The organism is Gracilibacillus halophilus YIM-C55.5 (assembly GCF_000359605.1).
Classification (GTDB): Bacteria; Bacillota; Bacilli; order Bacillales; family Amphibacillaceae; genus Gracilibacillus; species Gracilibacillus halophilus.
Map to the genome: position 1 here is coordinate 94,941 of NZ_APML01000022.1, position 25,895 is coordinate 120,835.

The following is a 25,895-nucleotide window of genomic DNA, read 5'->3' on the forward strand; positions in this document are numbered from 1 at the left end:
GGGTTTTCTCTACTAATCATCACTTCATTCCACCATCAACAATAATCTGTCGTAACCATTCAAGAATCTAATGTTTTTCGTTCGTCAATATGGCCTTCCTACTTACTACTATATCAAACTATAAAACAAGATGCTTGTTATTTTCTCTTCTATAATTTATATTCTATTACATATATTTGTATATTTACATAGTTATGTTAAAATTCCAATAGAGAAGTAAAAGAATGATAGAACTTGTAATATTGGGGATTAACGCTGAAATAGAAGTAAATGGATGTAGAATGGGGGTAACTCGGTGTGACGTTCTATTCGATGGAATTGATAAATAAAATAGAGAAATTGCGGAGAGAAATGGCCGATGTTGCCCTTAAAAAGGGGATCACCAGCCAGAGTCTCTGATGATCAGCCAGCAACTAGATGAATTATTAAATCATTATGAAGAATATAAACGAGTTGAATCCAGTACGCTTGATAAACCGTAAAGTAGAAAGGGGAAACCTTCTGCTTTACGGTTTTTTTAAAAAGGTTTCCATTCGATTCAATCCCTCAGCTAAAGTATCTAAATGATAAGCATAGGATAAACGTAAAAACCCTTCGCCATATGCAGAAAATGCACTACCAGGTACTAAGGCGACTTTAGCTTGTTTGACTAGGTCAATAGCAATGCTAAATGAATCTTGTTGTAGATGACGGACATCAATGAAGTAATAAAAAGCCCCATCTGGTAGATAACTCGCTAGATTCAGTTCTTGTAATTTTTGATAAACGAAATCTCTTCGTTTTTGGTAAGCATCACGCATAGGATGAGCATCGTTTTTCCCGGTTGTTAATGCTTCATATGCAGCTTGTTGACTAATTGAACTAGCACATGAAACGTTGTATTGATGGACCTTTAGCATATGTTTTTGGAGCCAATGAGGTGCGAGTATATACCCAACTCGAAACCCAGTCATCGCATGTGATTTAGACACGCCATTAATAATAATTGTTTGATCTCGAATGATGTCAAACTGACCAATAGAATGATGGGATTGCGTATAAACGAGTTCACTATAAATCTCATCAGCAATCATAAACAGGCGATGTTTGTAAATGAGATGTGCAATGTCTCCTAATTCCTTTTTCGTTAATGAAGCCCCAGTTGGATTGGAAGGGTAAGGAATTAACACGCATTTTGTGTTTTCAGTAATGGCCTGTTCAATTAATTCGGCAGTAAGTTTAAACTGATGTTCTCTTGTATCCACATGTATAGGGGTTGCTCCTGATAAGCGGATTAAAGGCTCGTATCCAGGATATACAGGCCCTGGAATAATGACTTCATCTCCTGGGCTTAAGATTGTACGTAGTGTTACATCCAGTGCTTGTGAAGCTCCAACCGTAACAATTACTTCATTAGTAGGTTCAAATGAAACGTGATATTTTTCGCGGTAAAAATGGGCGATGGCTTCTCTTAACGGCAGTATTCCTGCGTTATGTGTATAACTCGTTTTATTTTGCGTTATAGCAGCTTTGGTACTGTCTTTGATATGATCTGGAGTAGGAAAGTCGGGCTGACCAATCGTTAATGAAAGTACATCTTTTTCATCAGTCACCATATTGAAAAATTGGCGTATGCCTGAGATTTGTAGCTGTTTTACTTGCGGATTAATTCGGTGTTCCAAAATTGCTCCTCCTCGGATGAATATGAATTATAGATCGATGTATTTCTGGCAAGAATATAGTTATATCGATAAATATAGCCATATTCTATCATAATAAGGTGAACAAGAACAAAAAAGGAGGAAGCTTTATGAATTCAATAGCTGATCAACTGTACCAATTTGTTGATTATATATTAATAGCGTTTCGGACAGAGTTATTTATTGTGCTATATGCGTTCATTTTTTTAATCGTGTGTTATTATTTTCTTTATCCGTTTGTACAGTTGTTTATTGCATGGGAGTGGAAAACATTTCTTGCATTTTTCATAAGTATTATTTTTATGCTGTTGGTTTTTCAAAATATCTTTTCAATCCAAGAAACCAAAATATTACTTATTGCGATTATTGTATTTTCATTTTTTATCGGTGGAAAAAAGGGAATCCAATGGTTCAAATATCAACGCAAGAAGAAAAGATTAAAATCCATGTCTTATCGAAAGAGAGCACATTAAACAGGCTCTCTTTAATATTGTTGTTTTCGTTTATGATAAAAAGGAGAAAGGGTTTGTGAGGCAGCAGGTTTCTGTCGTTTTTGATGTGATTTCGGTGAGGAATGATTCTTTGGCTCTGATTTGTTTAAATAGTCATGGAGTATTCGTTTCGCTTTAGATAAGGATACAGCTGGTTTGGGATTCGAATATTGGTAATCTAATGTCCCTAAATGTGTTAGTTGTTTCATATCCTCTTTGCTGGGTGGAATGTGGAAATAATATTGATCGATATTTACAAGTAAGACGGAATGTTGCCGACTATATTTGGGATTATTTGAAAAATGAAGTCCCATTTTTTGGGCTAATCCGTCTTTTAGTAGTTTGTCCATGGCTTGTTTTTTTAATTCATATAACTTGCTTGGATCTGGTGCCGTTTTTGCATGCCGATTCACGATAAATAACGCTTGTCCAAGTTCATTTCGTTTGTATTTTTGTTCATTCATTAGATGTCCCCCTTCTAAAAAAGGAGGCTGGGATAACCAGCCTTATATTAGATTATTGAATCGATTGTATTTTATCAACAATTTTTTGCATGTTATCGGCTTGTGTCCCATTGTAATTATCAACGACTTTTCCATTTGGAGACACGATGAAGAACTTATTCGAATGAAGCACTTGATCTGAATTTTCTGGATTTTCGACAAGTGTACTGAATGATTCTTTAGCCAATTGTTTAATTTCATCGTCACTATACCCAGTTAGTAAGTTCCAATTGTCAAACTGAGCCCCTCGATCCTCGGCAAATTGTTTTAATATTTGCGGTGTATCATTTGTTGGATCGACACTAAAGGACACTAGTTCAGCATCAATGTTGTTTTCAGCCAGTAATGATTGTAATCGAGACATATTACTCGTCATCGGAGGGCATACCCTTTCACAATTTGTAAAAATAAAATTCGCAACCCATGTTTTCCCTTGTAATTGGTCGCTCGAGAATGTTTCATCGTTTTGGTTTGTGTAAGAGAACGCATCAATGTCAGATTCGCCACTGTTTTCATCTGAAGCTGTGCCACAACTGGCCAGCAGAAGTAAAGTAAAGCTTGCGATTATTAATTTCTTCATTTATTAACCTCCATTTGTATGTGATGTGGACGATAGCTGAAATACGGTCATTTCTGGTCGACATAAAAAACGATAAGGCAATCGCGTTGTCCCAATTCCTCGACTGACATGTAGCTGTAAAGGGTATTGTCCAATCTGGTATTCACCTTCTACATATTTCTCAGCTAAATAAGGTGTGTATACATATCCGACAAATGGGATTTGAACTTGACCACCATGACTATGACCAGATAGCTGTACATCGATAGGATATTGCGAGACAGAGTCAGCGTAATCCGGTTCATGAGCTAAAAGGATCGTAAAATAGTGCTCTGCTTGGTTGCTAACAGCGTTAGTAACGCTTGGGTCTCCTAATAAAGCATCATCGACCCCAGCTAAGACTATCTTATCATCATTTTTTTGTAAAATGGTATGACTATTTTGTAACAATTTAAATTCAGATTTATCAAATACTTGCTTAACAATATCAGTACCATATCCGCCGTGATCATGGTTTCCATATATCCAGTATTTCCCGTGTTTACTTGTTATGTTTTGTAAGCAACTACTTATTCGATCATCCCAATCAAATTGGTCAGGATGATCAACTAAATCACCGGTAAAGACGACAAGGTCAGGTGTAAGCTGATTGATTTCTGCTGCTAAATTTTCTAATTGATTGATGGTATAATGATAACCAATATGTGTATCACTGAATTGAAGGATACGGAATCCGTCAAAACTCTCAGGTATATTCGTAGATTCTATCGTTTGGTGACGAATGCGTAACATTTTCGGTTCAATTTCACGTGCATAATAATATGTCCCCCCAGTGAGTCCGAACAAGGCGAGAGCACTTGTGAATAATCTTTTAATAAATGTCCGACGATTCATGGAAGAAGCCCTTTCTCACGATTATTAATTCAATTATATCATGGATCACTCATTATGCCATGTTTATATATAATTTACACACATTTACTATTCATTTTGTGTTAAAATGAAGAAGGTGAAGCGATGGCTCCTTCACTATAAGAAAAAGGAGTGTCATGATGACAAAACTTGGACATTTAACGTTAGCCGATCTAACAGTACAGGATCTACTGATACCAGCAGACAAAGTTGCGCACGTACAAGTTGGAAATCCGGCGGAGCATGCGCTACTCGTTTTGGTTCAGTCTGGGTATGCCTCGGTACCTGTTTTAGATATGTATTATAAATATCAAGGGACAATCGGCAAAACGAAAATATTACAAAATGTCATGGGGATGGAACGCTTTGAAATGGAAAAGTTATCGGAAATAAAGGTGGAGTCTGTTATGGATGTAGATACACCGAAGGTAACGAAAGATATGGATTTTCTTACTTGTTTAAAACTCGTCATCAATCATCCATTTGCCTGTGTAGTGGATGAACAAGGATACTTTGAAGGAATACTAACAAGACGGGCGATTTTAAAGCAAGTGAATAAATCAATGTATATCGATTGAAAATACTTGTATAAATGAAATCCATTTTGTAATATGTACATTGGAAAATATGATAGAAAACGGAGGAAACTACAATGGATGCAAATGAAATTATTTCTTTTATATCAAACAGTACAAAATCTACGCCTGTTAAGGTATATGTGAAAGGGAACAACTTAAAGCAAATAGAGGATCATAAAGCTGTTCAAGCGTTTGTCAGCGAAGATAATGGTGTGCTATTTGGTGAATGGAAAGACATTCAAGAAGCGCTGTCTACATATTCAGAGCAAATTCAAGATTATGTCATTGAAAATGATCGCAGAAATTCTGCTATTCCTCTACTTGATTTAAAAGACGTGAACGCTCGTATTGAGCCTGGTGCCATTATTCGTGATCAAGTGGAAATTGGTGATGGAGCTGTCATTATGTTTGGTGCAATGATTAATATCGGTTCTGTCGTTGGTGAAGGCACAATGATTGATATGAACGCTTCACTTGGAGGACGCGCTACAGTAGGGAAAAACTGTCACGTTGGAGCGGGTGCTGTCTTAGCGGGTGTCATAGAACCACCATCTGCCCAACCAGTTGTCATTGAGGATGGAGTTGTCATTGGTGCGAATGCTGTTATCTTAGAAGGAGTTACCGTTGGTGAAGGTGCGGTAGTTGCTGCTGGTTCTGTGGTTACCCAAGACGTTCCAGCTAACACCGTCGTTGGTGGAACACCAGCAAAAGTATTGAAAGAAATTGATGAACAAACGAAATCAAAAACAGAAATTATGGAAGCTTTACGTAAGCTAGATGATTAAGGAAGAATAGAGAAGTAAAGCGTTGTTAGGACAAAGTAGCAAATGTCGTTTTATGGTATAAACCTAAAAAATTCATTTACCATACGAACAGCTCGATGCGAAATAATAACCCGGACCTTACCATTTGAAACTTGGATGAGGTTCGGGTTTTAGAGCATCAGATGCTTGTCATTTATTTTCTTCGCAAATTTTTACCTATCACCAGATTGTTGGCAACATCTACTGCCAAAGAAAGGGTATTTTTATGGAACAGGATTTTTTAATCAACATTCGTCGTGAATTGCATCAGATCCCAGAATTAGGTTTCAAGAAACGAAAACACAGCAATTTCTTTTAGATCAAATAAAACAAATGGATCAGACTCATTTGCAAATTACTACTTGGCATACAGGTTTATTTGTTTTCGTAAAGGGCAAGCAGCCGAGACGGACGATTGCCTACCGAACGGATATTGATGGTCTGCCGATTCAAGAACAAACAGGCTACTCTTTTTCTTCCACACATGCTGGCAATATGCATGCCTGTGGACACGATTTTCATATGACGATTGCTCTAGGTGTACTGCATACATTATCTAAACATCCTGTAGATGATAATGTTTTATTTGTCTTTCAGCCTGCAGAAGAAGGACCTGGTGGAGCACAACCGATGCTTGCATCAAAGGAATTTCAATCATTTCATGTTGATATGATATTTGCGCTTCATATTGCACCAGAATTACCAGTAGGTACGGTGTCAAGTAAAGAAGGGTTGTTGTTTGCCAACACGAGTGAATTGTTCATCGATTTCATCGGACAAGGTGGTCATGCTGCATATCCTCATGTAACAAAAGATATGGTTGTGGCTGCAAGCACATTCGTGACACAAATGCAACAGATTATTTCTCGGAAAATAGATCCGTTAGATAGTGGTGTGATCTCAATTGGCAAAGTAACGAGTGGAACGGTGCAAAATATTATTGCTGAGCAAGCAAGGCTTGAAGGAACGATTCGGACACTTTCTCCAGAAACGATGCAGTTAATTAAAAAAGAATTGGAACAGATGATGCGTGGCTTTGAGCTTACATATGATTGCTCAATAAAAGTCGATTATGGAGCAAATTACTACCAAGTATATAATACGAAGCCATATGTTGACCAATTCCAACAAGCTGTACAAAAAGAAGGGATCACCTTTCAAACCGCAAGTCAGGCGATGACAGGGGAAGATTTTGGTTATTTCCTTAAAGAGATACCGGGTTTTATGTTTTGGTTAGGTGTCGATTCTCCTTATGGTTTACATCATAGTCAACTGACACCTAAGGAAGATGCGTTAACAGTCGGTGTTAACGCCGTATTAGCAATGATACATCATGTATAGATAATGAAAGAAGGCAGTGTCCGACAAGTCAATGTAGTATCGGATACTGCCTTCTTATAAAATTGAATCTTATCGATAGTTGCTTATGTGTCTTTCTGAATATAAACTTGATGTGGATATGGAATCTCAATCCCCTGTTGATCAAATGCATGTTTGATCTGTTTACGAATATCACGTTCTGCTCCCCATTGCTCCATGTTTTCAGTTCTTCCGATGATTCGTAGAACAATTTCACTCGTACCAAATGCTTGTACACCGATCACGTCTGGGCCTTCAACGAAACGTTCATCTGCTTGGAATTCATCACACACTTCTTGTAGCACGGTCATGGCTTTATCAACATCATCGCCATAGTCAATACCGATATCCACTAATGCTTGCATACTTCCTCTGGAATGATTGCTGACACCAGAAATATTTCGGTTAGGTATAAAATTTAATGTACCATCAAAACTACGTATTTGTGTTGTTCGCAAGCCAACTTCTTCTACAATACCATTAAAGCCAGCAGCCGTTACGTAATCACCGACATCGATTTGTTTCTCTAGCAAAATAAAAAATCCTGTAACAACATCACTAACAAGTCCTTGCGCACCGAAGCCAATCGCAAGACCAACCACACCGGCACTTGCCAATAATGGCCCGATTGGTATTTCAAATATAGCGAACACCATCATAATAAAAAGAAACATTAACGTGTAAGAAAACGCGTTATGTAATAGTTTTTCCAATGTTTGAAGTCGTGCCTCTGAAATCTTTTGTTTTGATGTTGACTTCGTTAATGCCGTACTGATTACTTTTTTGCCAATTGGAGCGAGAATTGCTAATAAAATGACTAATAATCCAATTTTCACACCGTACTGAATGGTATTTTCTACCATGGAACTCCAATTTATTTGCCATCCATTGACGAACATAGTTGATCACCCTCCTCGCTGAAGTCTATGTTTATCCTAAGCGAAAACAACATCACTCGCAACTCATATGATGTTTGAAGATATGATTTTCTTGCCATACTGTAAATGAAAAGTAAATATTTAGATTTGGAGGTAGATATAGATATGGAACGAATGGTAGGTAGACAAGCACCGCAATTTGATATGGAAGCTGTTTTTCCAGATCAATCATTTGGTAAGGTTTCATTAGATGAATGCATGAAAGATGCAAGATGGACGGTTTTGTTTTTTTATCCCATGGATTTTACATTTGTTTGTCCAACTGAAATTACTGCGCTTTCGGATCGGTATGACGAATTTGAAGCATTAGACGCAACGGTTATTGGTGCTTCAACAGATACCATTCATACACATTTAGCGTGGATAAAAACACCGCGGTCTGAAAATGGATTAGGTCCGCTTCACTTTCCATTAGCGGCTGATACAAATCACCAAGTAGCCAAGCAGTATGGGGTTTTGATTGAAGAAGAAGGAGTTGCCTTGCGAGGTCTATTTATTATCAGTCCAGCGGGTGAATTGCAATATCAAGTCATCAACCATAATAATATTGGTCGTGATGTAGATGAGACATTACGTGTCTTACAAGCATTGCAAACGGGGGCGTTATGTCCAGCAAATTGGAAACCAGGTCAGCAGACATTATAAAATGAGCGATGAAAGAGATGATTTTAAAATGGTTTTTATCATGTAAGTAGAGCTGGAATCGAAAATGGAATGGTGATAACATGATACAAAATAAGTCATTCAAAGTTGTATCGTGTTATCCCGTATTTTTTCTGGACCCAATGAAAAAAATTTTGGAAAATAAGTCGAAAAGGTGGAAATTTATTGTTAAACCCGTTATATTAAATAATACGTTCATTTAGGGGGTGCTAAACGATGGATACGTTTCGAAAATTAAAACATTTTTATTGGCCATTTAAAAAATATTTTATCGCTTCTGTTTTTTTTGTTTTAATTGTAACCGCAATCACAGTTGTCTATCCAATTATTTTGCAGATTACTATTGATCATGTGGTCATAGCCGGTGAATATCAGTTAATACGTTATATAGCACTAATTTTTATTTTGCTCATGCTGATTAAAGGGGTGGCCAACTTTCTACAGCAGTATCTAGGAGATTTGTTCGGTATTCAGTCAGTGTTTACTTTACGTGATCAACTATATAAGAAATTGCAAAGACTTTCGTTTACTTACTATGATAATGCACGAACAGGAGACTTAATGTCACGCTTAACAATGGATGTTGAGGGATTTCGTTTTTTCTTATCAGCAGGATGTAAGGAGCTTATCCGAGTTACTTTATTAATTTTAATAAGTTTGAGTGTTATGTTTTTTTATTCAGTACCACTAGCGCTTGTTACAATGGCTGCTATGCCTTTTTTAGCGATTGTTGTTTTTCGATTTGATCGCAAAGTTCACCCAGCTTTTCGACAAGTTCGGAAGTCATTGGGACGATTAAATACAAGAATTCAAGAAAATGTGAGTGGTATGAATACAGTCAAATCATTATCGAAAGAAGATTTTGAAATAAAACGTTTCACAACAAATAACGAAAATTATCGCGACGTCAATATATTCACTTCAAATATATGGTCAAGGTATTTTCCGTTTATGGAGTTTATCGGTAATGTAAGTATGGTGGCATTGTTAATTTATGGTGGTTATTTAGTAATTAATGGACAATTAGAGTTAGGAGAATTAGTAGCGTTTTTCAGTTTAGTCACTTATATATTAGGTCCTCTCATGAATTTAGGGTTTATCGTCAATCAGTTTTCTCAAGCCAAAGCTTCGGGTGAAAGATTACTAGAGATATTGGAGGCGAAAGAAGATGTAGTTGACGAAAAACATCCGTTCGTTCCTACCGAAATGAAGGGACACGTTACCTTTCAAAATGTGACATTAGCGTATACCAAGGATGATGACACTGCCTTAGAAAATATCACTTTTGATGCACCTCCTGGAAAAGTCATCGGTTTAATCGGTCCAACTGGAGCTGGTAAGACGAGTATTACGCAATTAATCACTCGCTTTTATGAGCCAGAAGAGGGAGAAGTGCTCGTGGATGGTCGTCCTACCAATGCTTATCCGCTGAAATGGTTACGAAAGCATATCGGTTTTGTCTTACAGGAATCCTTTTTATTCTCAACCACAATTAAGGAAAATATTGCCTATGGGAATCCTGAAGCATCGATGGATGATATTGTAGATGCAGCTAAACGTGCTCAGGCTCATGATTTTATTATGGAAATGCCAGATGGTTATCATACGATGCTCGGTGAACGTGGCATGGGATTATCAGGTGGTCAAAAACAAAGAATTGCGATCGCTCGTGCGATTTTAATCGATCCAAAAATTTTGGTGCTAGATGATGCGACGTCTGCTGTTGATATGGAGACGGAATTTCAAATTCAGAAAGCTTTAAAAGAAGTGATGAAAGATCGAACAACATTTATTATTGCTCATCGAATCTCTTCATTAAAACATGCTGACGAAATACTCGTTATGGAGAAAGGGGAAATCGTTGAACGGGGAACGCATCATCAGCTGATACAAAACGAGGGACCGTATCACCGTATTTATCAGATTCAATATCAAGATCGTGAAGCTATATTACAGTCTGTTCATTAAAAGGAGGGAAAAAGAATGGCAACGAGTGATACCATCAATCAACAAAAAGCCAATCGTCCGCACTTAAAGCGATTTTACTATCCACTTGATCAAGCGGTAGAGAAACCTTTTAACTGGAAACAAATGTTACGTTTGTTACGATATCTACTCCCATACAGTAAAACATTATTGCCAGGTGCTGTCATCGCAATGCTCATATCCACAGCTGTTCGACTGGTCGTACCGATTATAATTGGTAAAGTAGTCATTGATGTTGCTATTGATAATCGGGATGTCACATTATTAACGTATCTCATCATAGGTGTTTCGCTTCTGTACGTCATTAGTTATGTTGGTAATATGTTTCGAATCAAATGGGTGAATATTTTAGGTCAGCGTGTTATTTATGATTTAAGAGAAACTTTGTTCTCACACGTTCAAAGACTGTCACATAACTTTTTCGATAAACGTTCGGCTGGTTCCATACTCGTTCGGATACTGAATGATGTCAATTCACTACAAGAATTATTTACGAACGGGATCATTAATTTACTGATGGATGTCGTCATGTTATCAGGCATCATTGTCATCTTATTTGTATTGAGTCCACCTCTTGCTTTAGCCGTTTTGGTGATTCTACCCATCATGTTTTTCATTTCGACGAAGTTACGACGTCGGATTCGTCGCTCATGGCAAGATGTTCGGATTCAAAAGTCAAGATTAAACTCGCATTTAAATGAAAGTATGCAAGGCATTCGTATTACACAATCTTTTGCCCAAGAGAAAGAAAATACCGAGTTTTTCAATGGTGTAAATACCGATAATTTTGAAAAAGAAAGAACGGCGATGAAAAAGAGTGCATACTTTGGGCCGTTTGTAGAAATGAGTAATGCTATTGGAACCGTTATTTTAATCGCTTACGGCTCGCACTTAATCTTGAATCAAACGATAGAGATTGGAACATTTGTATCATTTGCTTTTTATTTAGGGATGTTTTGGGAACCTATTTCGAGGCTGGGGCAAATATATAATCAATTATTAGTGGCAATGGCTTCATCAGAGCGTATTTTTGAATTTTTAGATGAAGAACCTAATGTGAAAGAAAAGAAACATGCCCAATCATTTACAGACATGCAAGGGAACATCACGTTTGATCAAGTACAATTTTCCTACGACGATGATCGAATCGCTTTGCACGAGATTTCGTTAAAGATTAAAAAGGGTCAAACGGTTGCGCTAGTCGGACATACTGGTTCTGGTAAATCGACCATCGCAAATCTTATTAGCCGATTTTACGATCCGACAGAAGGTGCTGTATATGTTGATGGATATGACCTTCGAGATATGCGTTTAGATAGTTTGCGAACGAATATTTCTGTCGTTTTACAGGATACGTTCATTTTTTCAGGGACCATTATGGAAAACATTCGATTTGGTCGGCCAGATGCAACAGATGATGATGTGAAAGAAGCTGCTCGTGTAGTAGGTGCGGATGCATTTATACAACGACTTTCCAGCGGATATGAGACGGAAGTAGAAGAAAGAGGGAACATTTTATCTGCTGGTGAAAGGCAATTGCTCTCATTTGCACGAGCGTTATTAGCAGATCCGCGCATTATTATATTAGATGAGGCAACAGCCAGTATTGATACAGAAACAGAAATGCAAATTCAAAAAGCGCTAAAGCGACTTCTAAGCGGACGTACGGCTATTATGATTGCTCACCGATTATCGACTATTCGTGAAGCAGATAATATTATTGTGTTAGAAAACGGAAAAATATTAGAACAGGGCAATCACGATGAATTAATGAAACGTGAGGGAGAATATTATCATCTTGTGAAATCACAGTTTGATATGCTTGATGCCTTGTAGTTCATGCGTAAATCAGATTGTTATGATCTGGTTTACTTTTTTGTATTTTGCCTCTATGATGAATATGAAAGTAAAATTTTCTAGAGATTATGGAAGTTGGAGGAATCATGATGAAACGCGAGTTTGCAGTAATTGGTCTAGGTCGTTTTGGTGGCAGTATATGTCGTGAATTAAGTGAAGAAGGGATGGACGTTCTAGCGATTGATGCTGATGAAGATAAAATTGATGAATTTAAAGATATCGCTGCACATGCTGTAATTGCAGATACAACGGATGATAAAGTTCTAAAAGAGTTAGGGATACGGAATATTGAACACGTTATTGTGGCGATCGGTGATAATATTCAAGCAAGTATTTTAACTACTATTATGTTAAAAGAACTTGGTATTAAGACATTAACTGTGAAAGCACAGAATGACTACCACGAAAAAGTGTTGAAGAAGATTGGCGCGGATTATGTTGTCCATCCTGAAAGAGATATGGGGAGACGAATAGCGCACAGCATCATTTCTACCAACATTTTAGACCATCTAGAGCTCTCTGATGATCACAGTATCGTGGAAGTAAAAGCAGGAAAACGGATGGATGGAAAAACATTAGTAGATCTTGATATTCGCGCTCAATATGGATGTAATATTGTTGCTATTAAAGAAGCAGATGAAAAAGGTATTAATGTTTCGCCGATGGCTACCCAAACGATTGAGGCAGATGATATCTTAATCGTTATTGGTGCCGATAAAGATATATCTAGATTCGAAAAGCAATTGGTTGTAGAAGACTAAAAAACAAGCCCTAAGTGTTTGGTTCACTTAGGGCTTGTTTTCATTAGACTTCCATAATGATTGGTAAAATCATTGGACGTCGTTTGGTTTTATCAAATAGGAAAGGAGCAATTGTATCGGTAATTTCATTTTTGATCTCCGACCATTGTGTTGTTCGTCGTTCCATAACTTTTTCAAGATGCTTGGCAACGATTTTCTGAGCTTGATTAATTAAATCTTCAGATTCTCGCATATAGACAAAACCTCTTGAAATGATATCTGGTCCAGATGCAATATGGAACTCCTTCATATTGATGCTAACGACAACAATCACTAATCCCTCTTCAGATAATATTCGACGATCTCGTAACACAATATTTCCAATATCTCCAATTCCGCTACCGTCAACATAAACAGAACCGGATGGAATCTTACCAGCAACGGAAGCATGATCTTTACCGAGCGCTAATACTTCTCCGTTATCCATAACGAAGCTTTGTTTTGTTGGGACGCCACATGCTTCTGCTAGTTTTGTATGTTCTTTTAACATACGATATTCACCATGAATCGGCATGAAAAACTTCGGCTGAATAAGTTTTAACATTAATTTTTGTTCTTCTTGTCCACCATGTCCAGACGTATGAATGTCATTTAATGGTCCATGAATGACTTCTGCTCCTGCGCGGTAGAGACGGTCGATAATGCGACTGACACTGATCGTATTCCCAGGGATTGGTGATGAGGAGAATACGACTGTATCACCAGGTGTCATTTGAATTTGTCGGTGTGTACCATTTGCAATTCTAGACAGTGCGGCCATTGGTTCACCTTGTGAGCCTGTACATAAAATGGCTACTTCGTCGGCGGGTAGTTGATTAATTTGATTAGCGTCAATGAACGTATCCTTTGGAGCACGAATATAACCTAATTCCAATCCAATTTTAATGGAAGCTTCCATACTCCGCCCAAATACAGCAATTTTTCGATTGTTTTTGACCGCAGCTTCAACAGCTTGCTGAAGGCGGTGAATATTGGACGCAAAGGTAGCAAAAATTAATCTACCTTCTACCCGAGAGAAAATATCGTGAATACTGTCACCAACTACGCGTTCTGATAAGGTGAAGCCAGAAACTTCACTATTCGTACTATCGGAAAGTAAGCATAATACCCCTTCTTTTCCGATCTCTGCCATTTTAGCAATGTTTGCAGGTTCACCGACCGGTGTGAAGTCGAACTTGAAATCACCTGTATGAACAACATTTCCTGGCGGCGTTTTAACTACAATACCATAAGAATCCGGAATGCTATGTGTCGTACGAAAAAAAGATACAGATGTCTTACGAAACTTAATGACATCATCTTCTTGAAACGTGTGTAATTTTGTTCTACGTAATAATCCGTGTTCATCCAATTTATTGCGGATCAATCCTGCTGCTAATTTACCAGCATATATCGGCACATTAATCTCACGTAATAAATAAGGGATACCACCGATGTGGTCTTCATGTCCGTGAGTAATAAAAAGGCCTTTGATTTTGTCCTGATTTTGTATTAAATACGTATAATCAGGGATGACATAATCAATCCCTAATAGTTCATCTTCTGGAAATTTTATTCCAGCATCTACCAGGACAATCTCATCTTGAAACTGTATGCCATAGGTGTTCTTTCCAATCTCGCCGAGTCCACCGAGGGCAAATACAGCTGTTTGATCATTTTTTACAAATTTCATAATTAGGCGTTCTCCACTTTAAAATCTTCTGATTGTTGTTCGTATGCCAAATGATCCTCGTTTAATGCTTGGATGAACTCGATATTAATTTGATGATCTTTTAAATAATGGCGAACTTCCCGTTCAGCATCTGCTTCAACATACAGAGCTTTTGTATTTTCACGAACAGGAATTTCATCTGGTCGATCTTGATAAAGTACTTTATATATCATTATATCTCTCCTTTTATCTTTCTTATTGCGATTCATTATCTTTTTTGGATTCTATGGTTGATTGCTGTAATTTCATTGAACGACGAAATGTAGTTGGCACACCTTTTTTCCTTAATACATCACGTAACCGTCTTTTTAACTTCTCTTTCAGCCGTTTTAACATGGTTACCTCGAACTCCTTTCTATAATGAGTATAGAAAGATAAGCACGTAGTTAGAATGAACCGATCCAATCCCTATTACTAACTAGTATAGTATGATTCGGAAAAATTTGAAACAAAAAAGTTTGATAAATTGAAATATTTTTTCTTTCTGGAACGACATTGAGCCAATCAAACAGTTAATGAAATTCTACAAAGCGTCCTTACATACTCATTATGTATAGGTTTGCCAATGAGGCATTCCTTATGCATTTGCTTTTTCATGTTATAATATATGAAGTGTATATACAGCTACATGAACAACTATAGAACAAAGAAGTGAGGAGATCTAACGATGAGTCAACCGATTATATTTTTAGATATTGATGGGACGATTTCAGATCACGATAAGAACATTCCGAAAGCGACGAAAGATGCCGTCAATCAATTGCATAAAAATGGTGCATCTGTCGTAATTGCTACGGGACGAGCTCCATTTATGTTTCAAGACATCATGCAAGAATTACAGATTCATTCCTACATAAGCTTTAACGGTCAGTATGTTGTATATAAAGGAAAAGTTGTCCATGACCATCCATTACCTGTTGAACAGTTACAAAAGTTGCAAGATTATAGTCTTAAGCAAAATGACCCAATCGTGTATCAATCAGTAAATACGATGAAATCAACAGTGACTTATCATCGATATATTGAAGAAAGTATGAAAAGTTTGAAACGTGATCATCCGGAGTATGACGACTCTTTTTATCGTTCGCAGCCGATCTATCAAGCTTTAATATTTAATGAAGATAAAGAAGAAGCTTACGAAAAGCAGTTTGAACAAATGCGTTTTGTCCGTTGGCATGAGTATTCTTGTGATGTATTACCAGCCGTTGGTTCCAAAGCATATGGTATTGAACAATTTATCAATAACCTTGGATTAGATTGGAAAGATACTTACGCTTTTGGTGATGGGTTAAATGATCAAGAGATGCTAGAGAAAGTGAATGTAGGCGTAGCGATGGGCAATAGTGTAGAACCACTAAAAGTAAAAGCGGACGCTGTAACTGATGATGTTTCAGCAAACGGATTGGCCAATGGACTAAAAAAACTAAAACTCATATAAGAAGGGAGGCTTTCCTTTCTTATATGAGCAATATCGATGGATTATTGATCGCATGGTTTGGCGTTTTCAGGTGCAAGAAATGGATCTTGTTTGTTAATATGGTCGTAGAACATGACGCCATTTAGATGATCAATTTCATGTTGAAACACGATCGCTGCATATCCTCTTAATTTTAACGTGATTTCATTTCCTTCCAAATCAGTAGCTTTGATTGTTACTTTTCGATAGCGAGGAACATACCCTGGAACTTCACGGTCAACAGATAAACAACCTTCTCCTCCAGATAAATACGTTTGGGCAACGGAATGGCTAACGATTTTCGGATTAAATAAACCGTAACTATATTCTACATCATCAAAGTCAGTGAAATGCACAGCCATCATTCGTTTTGATAACCCAATTTGTGGTGCCGCTAAACCGACGCCAGGTCGCAAATTGTACTTTTCGGCGATTTCTTCATCTTGACTATTTTTTAAAAAGGTAAGCATCTCTTCTAACGTATTTTTATCATCTGTTGATGGTGGCATTTCCACATCTTTTGCTACTTGAGTTAAGATGGGATTGCCTTCTTTCACAATATCATCCATTGTAATCATGATTTTTTCACCCCATAAATTATCTTTTGCATTTATTATCATAACGAATTTGATAAAAAAAATATAGTTAAAGTTATTATAGGATTGTTGTATAAGCAAAACATAATTTTCATTTGTCTTCATATAATATTTTTAGAGTCAATCCTATCATCATATGTTATAATAGACGAGTCAATATAGAGAATAAAACTAGGAGGAACATTTGGGAGATGAGAAAATTAGGCATTTTAGTTACGATGATCACCATGCTGTTGCTCATTGGATGTAATCAAGAATCGACCGTTGAGAAAATGTATGATCATCTAGAAACAGCAGTAGAGTTAGAACAGCCATTTGCTGAAAAACAAGATACGTTTTCTGAGTTAGAAGAACGAGATCAAGAAATATACAATGAATTAATTCAATTATCTGCAGATGAGTTGGACAAAATTGAATCATTGACTGGTGAAGCATTAAATAATATTGAAGAAAGAAAAAAAATCTTAGCTGATGAAAAAGAAAGCATGAAGAGCGCAGAGGAAGAATTTTTGAAAGCGAAAAAATTAGTTTCTGATTTGGATGATCCGTTGCAAGAGACTGCAAATGAAATGATAACAACGATGGAAGAACGGTATCAAACATACTATGAATTAAATGATGCTTATATGGTATCACTAGAAGAAGAAAAAGCCCTCTACGAATTGTTTCAAAAAGAGGATTTAACTGAGGAAGAATTGAGTAATCTAATCAATACGGTCAATCAACAATATGAAACGTTAATGGAATTAAACGATACATTCAATGAATTAACAAATACATATAATGACCAAAAGGCTAATTTTTATCAAGAGGCCGATCTAAATATTGTTCAAGACTAAAACTTCTGCAACATGCGGAAGTTTTTTATTTTTGTTTATTTTAAATTGGTACAGATGAAAAAAATAGATGAAACAGTTACCGATAATGATTGTGAATGAAAAGTTTTAGTTGCATAGGAAATATAAAAATTATAATATTATTTGTGTCAAACTGTTTGACCAACTGAGCACTATAAGCTAAACTATACTTAATAAAAATTGTACCAATCCATTTCGCTAATAAGAATGTAACAGTTTTTATGCTGCTGGATTGAGTTAGATACAAGCATGTAGGTATACCAATTACGATATGTTTGGTACAGATTTTTGAATCTTTTGGGAAAGCTATTCCTGATGATTATAATTTGCAATGAAGAAAGGAAGAGGTGAATATCTTTGAAACGTACATTAGAAAATATGGAAGAACAGTTCGAAACGTTTCAAATCTTGAATGAAGAAGGTAAGGTCGTTAATGAAGATGCTATGCCTGAACTTTCAGATGAAGAATTAAGAGAATTAATGTACCGTATGGTTTATACGAGAATTCTTGATCAACGTTCCATTGCGCTAAACCGTCAAGGTCGTTTAGGTTTCTACGCACCAACAGCTGGTCAAGAAGCATCACAATTAGGTACGCAATTTGCACTAGAGCAAGAAGATTTTATTTTACCTGCATACCGTGATGTTCCACAATTAATCTGGCATGGACTACCATTATACAAAGCATTTCTTTTCTCACGTGGGCATTATCATGGCAACCAAATGCCAGAAGGTGTAAATGCACTTAGTCCACAAATTATTATTGGTGCACAATACACACAAGCAGCTGGTGTTGCTATGGGGCTTAAGAAGCGTGGTAAGAATTCTGTTGCTATTACCTATACAGGTGATGGTGGTACGTCTCAAGGTGATTTCTACGAAGGAATTAACTTTGCAGGTGCTTATCAAGCTCCCGCTATTTTCGTAGTACAAAATAACCAATTTGCGATTTCGGTTCCAGTTGAAAAACAAACAGCCGCAGATACGTTAGCGCAAAAAGCAATAGCTGCTGGTATCGAAGGAATTCAAGTGGATGGTATGGATATATTAGCTGTCTATGCTGCCACAAAAGCTGCAAGAGAGCGTGGCATTAATGGCGAGGGACCAACACTCATCGAAACACTTACTTACCGTTATGGTCCACACACAATGGCGGGTGATGATCCGACTCGTTATCGTACAGAAGATATGGATAATGAATGGGAACAACGTGATCCAATTGTGCGTTTCCGTAAATACTTAGAAGAAAAAGGCATATGGTCAGAAGACGAAGAAAATGAAGTCATTGAAAAAGCAAAAGAGGAAATCAAAGCAGCAATTAAGAAAACGGATGAGCAACCGAAGCAAAAAGTAACAGAATTAATTGACAACATGTATGAAGAGCTTCCAGCACATTTACAAGAACAAAGAGAAGAATATAAAGAAAAGGAGTCGAAGTAAACTATGGCTCAAATGACGATGATTCAAGCAATCACTGAAGCATTACGCACAGAGTTGAAAAACGATGAGAATGTTCTCGTCTTTGGTGAAGATGTCGGACAAAACGGTGGTGTGTTCCGTGCGACTGAAGGATTGCAACAAGAATTTGGTGAAGACCGAGTTTTTGATACACCTTTAGCTGAATCCGGTATTATTGGAATGTCTACAGGTCTATCAACACAAGGTTTCAGACCTGTTCCAGAGATCCAATTCTTTGGCTTCGTCTATGAAGCAATGGATGCGATCAATGGACAAATGGCGCGTCTACGTTATCGTTCAGGTAATACAGAAAATGCGCCAGTGACAATTCGTTCTCCATTTGGTGGTGGTGTGCATACGCCGGAATTGCATGCGGACTCATTGGAAGGCTTAATCACACAACAACCAGGTATGAAAGTTGTTATTCCATCGAATCCATATGACGCGAAAGGGTTACTCATTTCTTCTATACGTGATAACGATCCTGTCGTATATCTGGAGCATATGAAGTTATATCGTTCTTTCCGTGAAGAAGTGCCTGATGAAGATTACACGGTTGATCTTGGCAAAGCGAATGTAAAACGTGAAGGTACAGATGTAACAATTGTTGCTTATGGCGCGATGGTTCATGCAGCATTAAAAGCGGCTGATGAGTTAGAGCAAGATGGTGTTCAAGCCGAAGTAATTGATTTACGTACAGTAATGCCAATTGACTTTGACACCATCGTTGAATCTGTACAGAAAACGAATCGTGTTGTGATGGTACAAGAAGCGCAACGTCAAGCTGGTATCGCTTCTTATGTTGTATCACAAATTCAAGAGAGAGCGATCCTTCACTTAGAAGCACCGATTAAGACGGTAGCTGCACCAGACACTGTATATGCATTTACACAAGCAGAAGAAGTATGGTTACCAAATTATAAAGATATTACCGAGAAAGTAAACGAAGTTATCCATTTTTAATTGATAGCTTTCGTTATACCCTGAATCGAATAATCAACAACGGATTACAGACTCTATAAAAAAGAGACGGGAGGTCATTTCCATGGCTTATGAATTTAAATTGCCTGACATTGGTGAGGGTATTCATGAAGGTGAAATTGCAAAATGGTTTGTCAAAGCTGGCGATGAAATCAAAGAAGATGACGTGCTTTGTGAAGTACAAAATGATAAATCAGTAGTTGAAATTCCTTCACCAGTTGATGGAACGATTAAAGAAGTACATTTTGACGAAGGTTCAGTAGCGACCGTTGGTGAAACAGTTGTCACAATTGACGCTGAAGGATATGAAGGTGAAGAATCATCTGATGACCAATCTGAAGGTGAATCAGAAGAGTCAAAACAAGATCAAGCAGAAGAGACGGATCAAAAAACAGATCAACAGCAAGCACCAGCTGCTAAAGATCCAAACAAGCGTGTGATTGCTATGCCTTCCGTACGAAAATATGCACGTGACAATGGCGTGAATATAGAAGAGGTACAAGGAACAGGGAAAAATAATCGTGTCTTAAAAGAAGATATTGATGCATTCTTAAGTGGTGATCAGGCAGAAGAAGCGACAGAAACAACTGATCAGCCGAAAGAAACAACAGCTACTCAAGAAGCACCAGCAGGCGAATTCCCTGAAACACGTGAAAAAATGAGTGGTATTCGAAAAGCAATTGCCAATGCGATGGTGAACTCGAAACATAAAGCACCACACGTAACGCTTCATGATGAAGTGGATGTAACGGAACTTGTTGCTCATCGTAAGAAGTTTAAGCCAATTGCAGCAGAACAAGATATTAAGTTGACATATCTTCCATACGTAGTAAAAGCGTTAGTTTCTGCTTTAAGCAAATACCCAATTTTGAATGCTTCTGTGGATGATGAAACAGATGAAATTATTCATAAGCATTATTACAATATTGGTATTGCAGCTGATACAGATAAAGGATTGCTTGTACCTGTTGTAAAAGATGCTGATTCTAAATCAATTTTTGCTATTTCTCAAGAAATCAACGAATTAGCAGGAAAAGCAAGAGATGGAAGCTTGTCCGCTAATGAAATGAAAGGTGCTTCTTGCACAATTACAAACATTGGTTCAGCGGGTGGTCAGTGGTTCACACCGGTTATCAATTATCCAGAAGCAGCGATTTTAGGTATTGGACGTATTGGGGAAAAACCTGTTGTGCGTGACGGAGAGATTGTAGTTGCTCCCGTATTAGCACTATCGCTAAGCTTCGATCACCGCATTGTTGATGGAGCTACAGCACAACATGCATTAAATCAGGTAAAACGTCTATTAGAAGACCCACAACTTATTATGATGGAGGGGTAATAAATGGTAGTTGGAGATTTTCCGATTGAATTAGACACTCTTGTAGTCGGTGCTGGTCCTGGCGGTTATGTAGCAGCTATTCGTGCTGCTCAAACCGGTCAGAAAGTTACGGTTGTTGAAAAAGGAACAGTAGGCGGTGTTTGTTTAAATGTAGGGTGTATTCCTTCAAAAGCACTTATTCAAGCTGGCCATCGCTATGAACACGCTCATGGCGAAGAATCAATGGGAATTACAACTGAAAATGTTTCCGTTGATTTTTCTAAAGTTCAAGAATGGAAAGGTTCAGTTGTAAACAAATTAACTGGCGGTGTTGAAGGTTTACTGAAAGGAAATAAAGTAGACATTGTACAAGGTGAAGTTTATTTCGTTGATAAAAACACAGTTAAAGTGATGGATGAGAAAAATTCTCAGACATATACTTTCAATAACTGCATTATCGCAACAGGATCAACACCAATTGAATTGCCGACATTTAAGTATTCCGATCGCGTACTTGATTCAACAGGTGCGTTAAGCTTAAATGAAATTCCAGAAAAAATGGTTGTCATCGGTGGCGGTTATATCGGGACAGAACTTGGTGCTGCATATGCTAGTTTTGGCACAGAAGTGACTATTTTAGAAGGGTTAGACGATATCCTTAGTGGCTTTGATAAACAAATGACCAATTTAGTGAAGAAGAAACTCAAAAATAAAGGTGCAAATATTGTGACAAAAGCCATGGCACAAGGTGTTGAAGAAACAAAAGATGGTGTCAAAGTAACATATGAAGCGAATGGCAAAGAAGAAACGATCGAAGCGGATTATGTTCTTGTGACTGTTGGTCGTAAGCCAAACACTGATGAATTAGGCCTTGAACAAGTCGGTGTTGACATGAATGATAAGGGCTTTATTCAAATCGACAAACAATGTCGTACAAATGTTGATACGATTTATGCTATTGGTGACATTGTTGAAGGACCAGCGCTTGCGCATAAAGCTTCTTATGAAGGTAAGATTGCTGCTGAAGCTATTGCTGGTGAGAATGCTGAAATTGATTATCTTGCTATTCCAGCTGTTGCCTTTACGGATCCAGAACTAGCTTCTGTTGGTCATACGGAGGAGAGCGCAAAAGAAGCAGGGTATGAAGTGAATGCATCGAAATTTCCATTTGGTGCCAACGGCCGAGCATTGTCATTAAATGAAGCGGATGGTTTCTTAAATATTGTTACACGCAAAGAGGATGGACTTGTCATTGGTGCACAAATTGCAGGCCCAAATGCAAGTGATATGGTATCTGAGCTTGGATTAGCGATTGAAGCTGGAATGACAGCAGAAGACTTAGCATTGACGATTCATGCTCACCCAACGCTTGGCGAAATTACAATGGAAGCTGCAGAAGTGGCGATGGGTTCTCCGATTCATATCGTAAAATAACATGCGAAGGAGTCTGCTATGTAAGCAGGCTCTTTTTGTTCGGATAAAACCTCAATCAGAGACATTACACGAAGGGATTGTTCATCGTGAAACAGTTTTTCATGATCTTAGTTGTTCTTACGTTAACGATTTTGGTCGGTTGTAACTCGACTCAAAATATGGATTCAACCGATCAAAATCAGAAAGAAAACAGACAGCAGGAAACAGAAAAGAAAGAAAATCCCGAAGATCAAAAACAAGAGAATAATCAAGCTGCGGAAACAAATGAGGATGAGCAAAAGACGACAAACCGAAAAAAGGAAACGCTTTATCGTATGAATGATAATTGGCTTCTTAAACCGCTAAAAGAAGAGACAAATGATCAAGTCGTATTGCTAACTATTGATGATGCCCCGAAAGAATATGCGATAGAAATGGCAGAAACGTTAAAAGTATTAGATGCACCAGCAATCTTTTTTGTTAATGGACATTTTCTTGAAACTGAAAAGCAGAAAAACGTATTGAAGAAAATCCATGAGATGGGATTTGCAATTGGCAATCACACGTACAATCATACGCGATTAACTGAAGTTGATTCAAAAACGCAAAAACAGGAAATTGTAAAGCTTAATGATGTCATTAAGCAAATTACTGGTGAGACACCGAAATTCTTCCGTGCGCCACATGGGGCTAACACAGATCACGTTAAAAAGTTAGTAGCAGATAAAGGAATGTTATTAATGAATTGGACATACGGCTACGATTATTTTAAACCATATATGGATGCAGAAAAGTTAACGGAAGCTATGATTACTGGTAAAGGTCCTGAAGCTGGTGTTGATTATTCATTGTTACAACCTGGTGCAAACTTATTAATGCATGATCGTGAATGGACAGCAGAAGCGTTAGATGATATTGTGAAAGGTTTGCGTGATAAAGGATATGAAATAGCCGATCCACATACGATCCAATTACCCGAATAAGAAAGGATGAGGGATTTGAATTATAGTTATCCAATTGATGAATCTTGGTCTACACAAGAAGTCATTGATGTTGTCAACTATTACTCAATCATTGAAAAAGCCTATGAAAAAGGCGTTAAAAAACAAGATTTAATAGCTGCCTATAATCGTTATAAAGAAATTGTTCCTTCAAAGAGTGAGGAAAAACAGTTAGATAAAAAGTTTGAGAAGCAATCAGGTTATATCCCATTTCGAGTGATCAAACAGGCAAAAACACTTGAACAACAAGATATTGTGCGCATGTGATGAACAAACACCTGGAAAATATGTCACTGTGAGAAAAGCAACATTTGTTGATTGCGCAGCGAGCATATTTTCCAGTTCTTACATAGAAAAAGTTATCAGTCAATATAAAATATAGGTCACTTGATCGTAGACCGATACAATGGTGCTAATGTGTCAAACGTTTGTTTGATTTCCTGAAGAAGTTTGTCACCATCTTGAAGTATAGGGTTATGACGGTCGATATTTTTTCCGATTAAAAATTCAGCTTTTTTTACGTTTTTCAAACGATCTAAAGCATGCGAGAGATTTTCATTTGTGAACGGCATGGATTGATTCTTTGTATGGTCGAGTGATAAAACGAAATCATTCGGTATGTTGGTTTCTATATCATCTTGATCTTGTAAAAATTGTTGCGCAACTGTAGTTTTATTTTCAAACTCATAAATATAAGCAAGCCAAATAAATAAGTGATCCTGCCATAGACCGACTTGGAAATGGGGGTGCTTTTTATAGCCTCTTTTATTGGCAGCTAGGGCCATCCATGTATCATCGGGCGGATTGACTGTTCGTCTAGCGTGTTTGGCAATATGAAGATGCATTTCTTGGCCAACCAACTGTGATAAATCATCTGCTAATGCGTCTCCGATTACTTGGAATTTAGGCTGGATGCGCTCTTGAATAGCTTCCATCCTTTCGTCTAAACCTTCAATTGCAAAAGTATCAAAATCCTTTGGTTGAAATCCTTCAAACGTCATTATATTCACCCTTTTGTTTTAATATATCAACTTGTATATGTCTATCAATAGTATACAGGGAATGACAATGATTTTTCAACGAATCAAATTTTTGCTAAAATAGAAATACTTTCGTTAGGAATGGAGGAAATGTTATGGAGTCATCCATTCAAGAATCCATCTTTGAACAAGCCAAAAGATGGGTGTACCAAGCAGGTAACCTAATCAAAGAACAATTACATCAAGATTATAAGATTGAAACAAAATCTAATGCAAACGATTTAGTTACCGCTGTAGATAAACATATTGAACAATTTTTCGCCGAAAAGATACGCACTTATTATCCAGATCATCTATTACTGGGAGAAGAGGGGTTTGGCGATCATATTACCCATCTTAACCAAACGATATGGATAATAGATCCTATTGATGGGACGATGAATTTTGTACATCAGAAACGTCATTTTGCTATTTCGATAGGAATATATGACCATGGGGTTGGTGAAATTGGTATCATTTATAATGTAATGGATGATGTCTTGTACACGGCTTTACGAGGAAAAGGAGCCTTTAAAAATGAGGCGAAACTTTCTCCACTACCAAGAGATGTACAATTGGAAAGTAGTATTATTGCCATGAATAGTTCTTTAGCTTGTCAGAATCGGCGTGTAAATGAAAAGAAAATTCAGCAACTCATTAAGGACAGTCGAGGAACAAGATCGTATGGCTCTGCTGCACTAGAGTTTGCGTTTGTTGCTGAAGGAATTCTTGATGGTTATATTACAATGAGGTTATCACCGTGGGACTTTGCGGGTGGTATGGTGATACTTCACGAAGTCAATGGAGTCACTCGACAAGCAAACGGTCAGCCTGTACAGCTTTTGGAAAATAACACAATTATTGCTTGTAATCCTTCATTATATCAAAAGCTTCTTGATGAGTATGTCGAATTGAAATAGAATCGTTATGAACATATCAATGAAAAAGATGAGGGGG

Annotated in this window: 26 protein-coding genes and 2 pseudogenes; 18 read left to right on the forward strand and 10 right to left on the reverse strand. The window is 37.4% G+C overall.

Translation table 11 applies throughout. The features are described 5' to 3' along the window. The first annotated feature begins 312 nt into the window (after window positions 1-312). Window positions 313-482, forward strand: a pseudogene (locus J416_RS16430) (aspartyl-phosphate phosphatase Spo0E family protein). 24 nt (window positions 483-506) lie between these two features. Here the strand turns inward: J416_RS16430 and J416_RS06755 are convergent. After that, window positions 507-1,661: an aminotransferase A gene (locus J416_RS06755; protein WP_003467207.1), complete on the reverse strand. Its 1,155-nt coding sequence runs from the start codon at window positions 1,659-1,661 to the stop codon at window positions 507-509. Between the two features lie 128 nt (window positions 1,662-1,789). Here J416_RS06755 and J416_RS06760 point away from each other — a divergent pair, with 128 nt between their 5' ends. Further along, a complete protein-coding gene (locus J416_RS06760) occupies window positions 1,790-2,152 on the forward strand; it encodes a hypothetical protein (RefSeq protein WP_003467210.1) in 363 nt (120 codons plus the stop codon). Window positions 2,153-2,163: 11 nt separating this feature from the next. On the opposite strand, the gene J416_RS06765 is transcribed toward J416_RS06760, so the two are convergent. The 3 genes from J416_RS06765 to J416_RS06775 are packed head-to-tail and all read right to left on the reverse strand — an operon-like array spanning window position 2,164 to window position 4,126. Continuing rightward, complete coding sequence (locus tag J416_RS06765) at window positions 2,164-2,634, reverse strand: YkyB family protein (RefSeq protein WP_003467213.1); 471 nt, start codon at window positions 2,632-2,634, stop codon at window positions 2,164-2,166. Window positions 2,635-2,686: 52 nt separating this feature from the next. Continuing rightward, window positions 2,687-3,253, reverse strand: coding sequence for an SCO family protein (locus J416_RS06770; RefSeq protein ID WP_003467216.1), 567 nt, complete (start codon window positions 3,251-3,253; stop codon window positions 2,687-2,689). Window positions 3,254-3,256: 3 nt separating this feature from the next. Then, window positions 3,257-4,126, reverse strand: a complete 870-nt coding sequence (locus J416_RS06775) for a metallophosphoesterase (RefSeq protein WP_003467218.1) — start codon at window positions 4,124-4,126, stop codon at window positions 3,257-3,259. A 158-nt stretch (window positions 4,127-4,284) separates the two neighbouring features. Here J416_RS06775 and cbpB point away from each other — a divergent pair, with 158 nt between their 5' ends. From cbpB to J416_RS06790, 3 genes and pseudogenes are all read left to right on the forward strand, one after another. Next, a complete protein-coding gene (gene cbpB, locus J416_RS06780; protein ID WP_003467221.1) occupies window positions 4,285-4,722 on the forward strand; it encodes a cyclic-di-AMP-binding protein CbpB in 438 nt (145 codons plus the stop codon). 74 nt (window positions 4,723-4,796) lie between these two features. Beyond that, window positions 4,797-5,507 (forward strand): 2,3,4,5-tetrahydropyridine-2,6-dicarboxylate N-acetyltransferase, encoded by a 711-nt coding sequence (gene dapD / locus J416_RS06785; protein ID WP_003467223.1) that lies wholly within the window; start codon window positions 4,797-4,799, stop codon window positions 5,505-5,507. 244 nt (window positions 5,508-5,751) lie between these two features. Then, window positions 5,752-6,866: pseudogene (locus J416_RS06790) on the forward strand (N-acetyldiaminopimelate deacetylase). An 83-nt stretch (window positions 6,867-6,949) separates the two neighbouring features. Here the strand turns inward: J416_RS06790 and J416_RS06795 are convergent. Further along, complete coding sequence (locus J416_RS06795; RefSeq protein ID WP_003467228.1) at window positions 6,950-7,783, reverse strand: mechanosensitive ion channel family protein; 834 nt, start codon at window positions 7,781-7,783, stop codon at window positions 6,950-6,952. 144 nt (window positions 7,784-7,927) lie between these two features. Between J416_RS06795 and J416_RS06800 the strand changes: the two genes are divergently transcribed. The 4 genes from J416_RS06800 (at window position 7,928) to J416_RS06815 (ending at window position 13,089) form a co-directional block, all read left to right on the forward strand. Then, window positions 7,928-8,467 carry a peroxiredoxin gene (locus J416_RS06800; RefSeq protein ID WP_003467233.1) on the forward strand — a complete coding sequence of 180 codons (540 nt, stop codon included), beginning with the start codon at window positions 7,928-7,930 and terminating at the stop codon, window positions 8,465-8,467. 234 nt (window positions 8,468-8,701) lie between these two features. Continuing rightward, window positions 8,702-10,453 (forward strand): ABC transporter ATP-binding protein, encoded by a 1,752-nt coding sequence (locus J416_RS06805; RefSeq protein WP_003467236.1) that lies wholly within the window; start codon window positions 8,702-8,704, stop codon window positions 10,451-10,453. A 15-nt stretch (window positions 10,454-10,468) separates the two neighbouring features. Beyond that, entirely contained in the window at window positions 10,469-12,307 is a 1,839-nt protein-coding gene (locus J416_RS06810) for an ABC transporter ATP-binding protein (protein ID WP_003467239.1), read from the forward strand. A 110-nt stretch (window positions 12,308-12,417) separates the two neighbouring features. After that, a complete protein-coding gene (locus J416_RS06815; protein ID WP_003467242.1) occupies window positions 12,418-13,089 on the forward strand; it encodes a potassium channel family protein in 672 nt (223 codons plus the stop codon). 43 nt (window positions 13,090-13,132) lie between these two features. Here the strand turns inward: J416_RS06815 and rnjA are convergent, their stop codons facing one another. The 3 genes from rnjA to J416_RS15745 are packed head-to-tail and all read right to left on the reverse strand — an operon-like array spanning window position 13,133 to window position 15,175. Beyond that, window positions 13,133-14,800 (reverse strand): ribonuclease J1, encoded by a 1,668-nt coding sequence (gene rnjA / locus J416_RS06820; RefSeq protein WP_003467245.1) that lies wholly within the window; start codon window positions 14,798-14,800, stop codon window positions 13,133-13,135. A 2-nt stretch (window positions 14,801-14,802) separates the two neighbouring features. After that, window positions 14,803-15,012, reverse strand: a complete 210-nt coding sequence (locus J416_RS06825) for a DNA-dependent RNA polymerase subunit epsilon (RefSeq protein ID WP_003467249.1) — start codon at window positions 15,010-15,012, stop codon at window positions 14,803-14,805. A 22-nt stretch (window positions 15,013-15,034) separates the two neighbouring features. Continuing rightward, window positions 15,035-15,175, reverse strand: coding sequence for a hypothetical protein (locus J416_RS15745; RefSeq protein ID WP_156809541.1), 141 nt, complete (start codon window positions 15,173-15,175; stop codon window positions 15,035-15,037). Between the two features lie 331 nt (window positions 15,176-15,506). Between J416_RS15745 and J416_RS06830 the strand changes: the two genes are divergently transcribed. Continuing rightward, window positions 15,507-16,277 carry a Cof-type HAD-IIB family hydrolase gene (locus tag J416_RS06830; RefSeq protein WP_003467252.1) on the forward strand — a complete coding sequence of 257 codons (771 nt, stop codon included), beginning with the start codon at window positions 15,507-15,509 and terminating at the stop codon, window positions 16,275-16,277. 41 nt (window positions 16,278-16,318) lie between these two features. Here J416_RS06830 and def read toward each other — a convergent pair whose 3' ends face one another. Beyond that, window positions 16,319-16,873, reverse strand: coding sequence for a peptide deformylase (gene def / locus J416_RS06835; RefSeq protein WP_003467263.1), 555 nt, complete (start codon window positions 16,871-16,873; stop codon window positions 16,319-16,321). Window positions 16,874-17,082: 209 nt separating this feature from the next. On the opposite strand from def, the gene J416_RS06840 reads away from it, so the two are divergent. The 7 genes from J416_RS06840 to J416_RS06870 all read left to right on the forward strand — a co-directional run bounded on the left by J416_RS06840 (window position 17,083) and on the right by J416_RS06870 (window position 24,186). Next, on the forward strand, window positions 17,083-17,730 hold the full coding sequence (locus tag J416_RS06840) for a YkyA family protein (RefSeq protein WP_003467265.1): 648 nt from the start codon (window positions 17,083-17,085) through the stop codon (window positions 17,728-17,730). Between the two features lie 396 nt (window positions 17,731-18,126). Beyond that, window positions 18,127-19,188 (forward strand): pyruvate dehydrogenase (acetyl-transferring) E1 component subunit alpha, encoded by a 1,062-nt coding sequence (gene pdhA / locus J416_RS06845; protein ID WP_205619686.1) that lies wholly within the window; start codon window positions 18,127-18,129, stop codon window positions 19,186-19,188. A gap of 3 nt (window positions 19,189-19,191) precedes the next feature. Beyond that, window positions 19,192-20,169 carry an alpha-ketoacid dehydrogenase subunit beta gene (locus J416_RS06850; protein ID WP_003467270.1) on the forward strand — a complete coding sequence of 326 codons (978 nt, stop codon included), beginning with the start codon at window positions 19,192-19,194 and terminating at the stop codon, window positions 20,167-20,169. An 82-nt stretch (window positions 20,170-20,251) separates the two neighbouring features. Then, window positions 20,252-21,526 (forward strand): dihydrolipoamide acetyltransferase family protein, encoded by a 1,275-nt coding sequence (locus J416_RS06855; protein ID WP_003467273.1) that lies wholly within the window; start codon window positions 20,252-20,254, stop codon window positions 21,524-21,526. A gap of 3 nt (window positions 21,527-21,529) precedes the next feature. Next, window positions 21,530-22,939, forward strand: coding sequence for a dihydrolipoyl dehydrogenase (gene lpdA, locus J416_RS06860; protein WP_003467275.1), 1,410 nt, complete (start codon window positions 21,530-21,532; stop codon window positions 22,937-22,939). Window positions 22,940-23,025: 86 nt separating this feature from the next. Then, entirely contained in the window at window positions 23,026-23,901 is an 876-nt protein-coding gene (locus J416_RS06865; protein WP_003467278.1) for a polysaccharide deacetylase family protein, read from the forward strand. 15 nt (window positions 23,902-23,916) lie between these two features. Continuing rightward, window positions 23,917-24,186, forward strand: coding sequence for a UPF0223 family protein (locus J416_RS06870; RefSeq protein ID WP_003467281.1), 270 nt, complete (start codon window positions 23,917-23,919; stop codon window positions 24,184-24,186). A gap of 116 nt (window positions 24,187-24,302) precedes the next feature. Here J416_RS06870 and J416_RS06875 read toward each other — a convergent pair whose 3' ends face one another. Beyond that, window positions 24,303-24,920 (reverse strand): DUF1054 domain-containing protein, encoded by a 618-nt coding sequence (locus J416_RS06875; protein ID WP_003467283.1) that lies wholly within the window; start codon window positions 24,918-24,920, stop codon window positions 24,303-24,305. A gap of 134 nt (window positions 24,921-25,054) precedes the next feature. Here J416_RS06875 and J416_RS06880 point away from each other — a divergent pair, with 134 nt between their 5' ends. After that, window positions 25,055-25,858: an inositol monophosphatase family protein gene (locus J416_RS06880; protein WP_003467286.1), complete on the forward strand. Its 804-nt coding sequence runs from the start codon at window positions 25,055-25,057 to the stop codon at window positions 25,856-25,858. Window positions 25,859-25,895: the final 37 nt, after the last annotated feature.

Bases quoted from the DNA above. Each gene is read 5' to 3' on its own strand.
- J416_RS06810 (WP_003467239.1), top strand. From the start codon at position 10,469: ATGGCAACGAGTGATACCATCAATCAACAAAAAGCCAATCGTCCGCAC.
- J416_RS15745 (WP_156809541.1), bottom strand. From the start codon at position 15,175: ATGTTAAAACGGCTGAAAGAGAAGTTAAAAAGACGGTTACGTGATGTA.
- def (WP_003467263.1), bottom strand. From the start codon at position 16,873: ATGATTACAATGGATGATATTGTGAAAGAAGGCAATCCCATCTTAACT.
- J416_RS06875 (WP_003467283.1), bottom strand. From the start codon at position 24,920: ATGACGTTTGAAGGATTTCAACCAAAGGATTTTGATACTTTTGCAATT.
- pdhA (WP_205619686.1), top strand. From the start codon at position 18,127: ATGGAAGAACAGTTCGAAACGTTTCAAATCTTGAATGAAGAAGGTAAG.
- J416_RS06770 (WP_003467216.1), bottom strand. From the start codon at position 3,253: ATGAAGAAATTAATAATCGCAAGCTTTACTTTACTTCTGCTGGCCAGT.
- dapD (WP_003467223.1), top strand. From the start codon at position 4,797: ATGGATGCAAATGAAATTATTTCTTTTATATCAAACAGTACAAAATCT.
- J416_RS06805 (WP_003467236.1), top strand. From the start codon at position 8,702: ATGGATACGTTTCGAAAATTAAAACATTTTTATTGGCCATTTAAAAAA.
- J416_RS06840 (WP_003467265.1), top strand. From the start codon at position 17,083: ATGAGAAAATTAGGCATTTTAGTTACGATGATCACCATGCTGTTGCTC.
- J416_RS06760 (WP_003467210.1), top strand. From the start codon at position 1,790: ATGAATTCAATAGCTGATCAACTGTACCAATTTGTTGATTATATATTA.
- J416_RS06825 (WP_003467249.1), bottom strand. From the start codon at position 15,012: ATGATATATAAAGTACTTTATCAAGATCGACCAGATGAAATTCCTGTT.
- J416_RS06815 (WP_003467242.1), top strand. From the start codon at position 12,418: ATGAAACGCGAGTTTGCAGTAATTGGTCTAGGTCGTTTTGGTGGCAGT.
- J416_RS06880 (WP_003467286.1), top strand. From the start codon at position 25,055: ATGGAGTCATCCATTCAAGAATCCATCTTTGAACAAGCCAAAAGATGG.
- J416_RS06795 (WP_003467228.1), bottom strand. From the start codon at position 7,783: ATGTTCGTCAATGGATGGCAAATAAATTGGAGTTCCATGGTAGAAAAT.
- lpdA (WP_003467275.1), top strand. From the start codon at position 21,530: ATGGTAGTTGGAGATTTTCCGATTGAATTAGACACTCTTGTAGTCGGT.
- cbpB (WP_003467221.1), top strand. From the start codon at position 4,285: ATGACAAAACTTGGACATTTAACGTTAGCCGATCTAACAGTACAGGAT.
- J416_RS06850 (WP_003467270.1), top strand. From the start codon at position 19,192: ATGGCTCAAATGACGATGATTCAAGCAATCACTGAAGCATTACGCACA.
- J416_RS06830 (WP_003467252.1), top strand. From the start codon at position 15,507: ATGAGTCAACCGATTATATTTTTAGATATTGATGGGACGATTTCAGAT.
- J416_RS06855 (WP_003467273.1), top strand. From the start codon at position 20,252: ATGGCTTATGAATTTAAATTGCCTGACATTGGTGAGGGTATTCATGAA.
- J416_RS06800 (WP_003467233.1), top strand. From the start codon at position 7,928: ATGGAACGAATGGTAGGTAGACAAGCACCGCAATTTGATATGGAAGCT.
- J416_RS06765 (WP_003467213.1), bottom strand. From the start codon at position 2,634: ATGAATGAACAAAAATACAAACGAAATGAACTTGGACAAGCGTTATTT.
- rnjA (WP_003467245.1), bottom strand. From the start codon at position 14,800: ATGAAATTTGTAAAAAATGATCAAACAGCTGTATTTGCCCTCGGTGGA.
- J416_RS06775 (WP_003467218.1), bottom strand. From the start codon at position 4,126: ATGAATCGTCGGACATTTATTAAAAGATTATTCACAAGTGCTCTCGCC.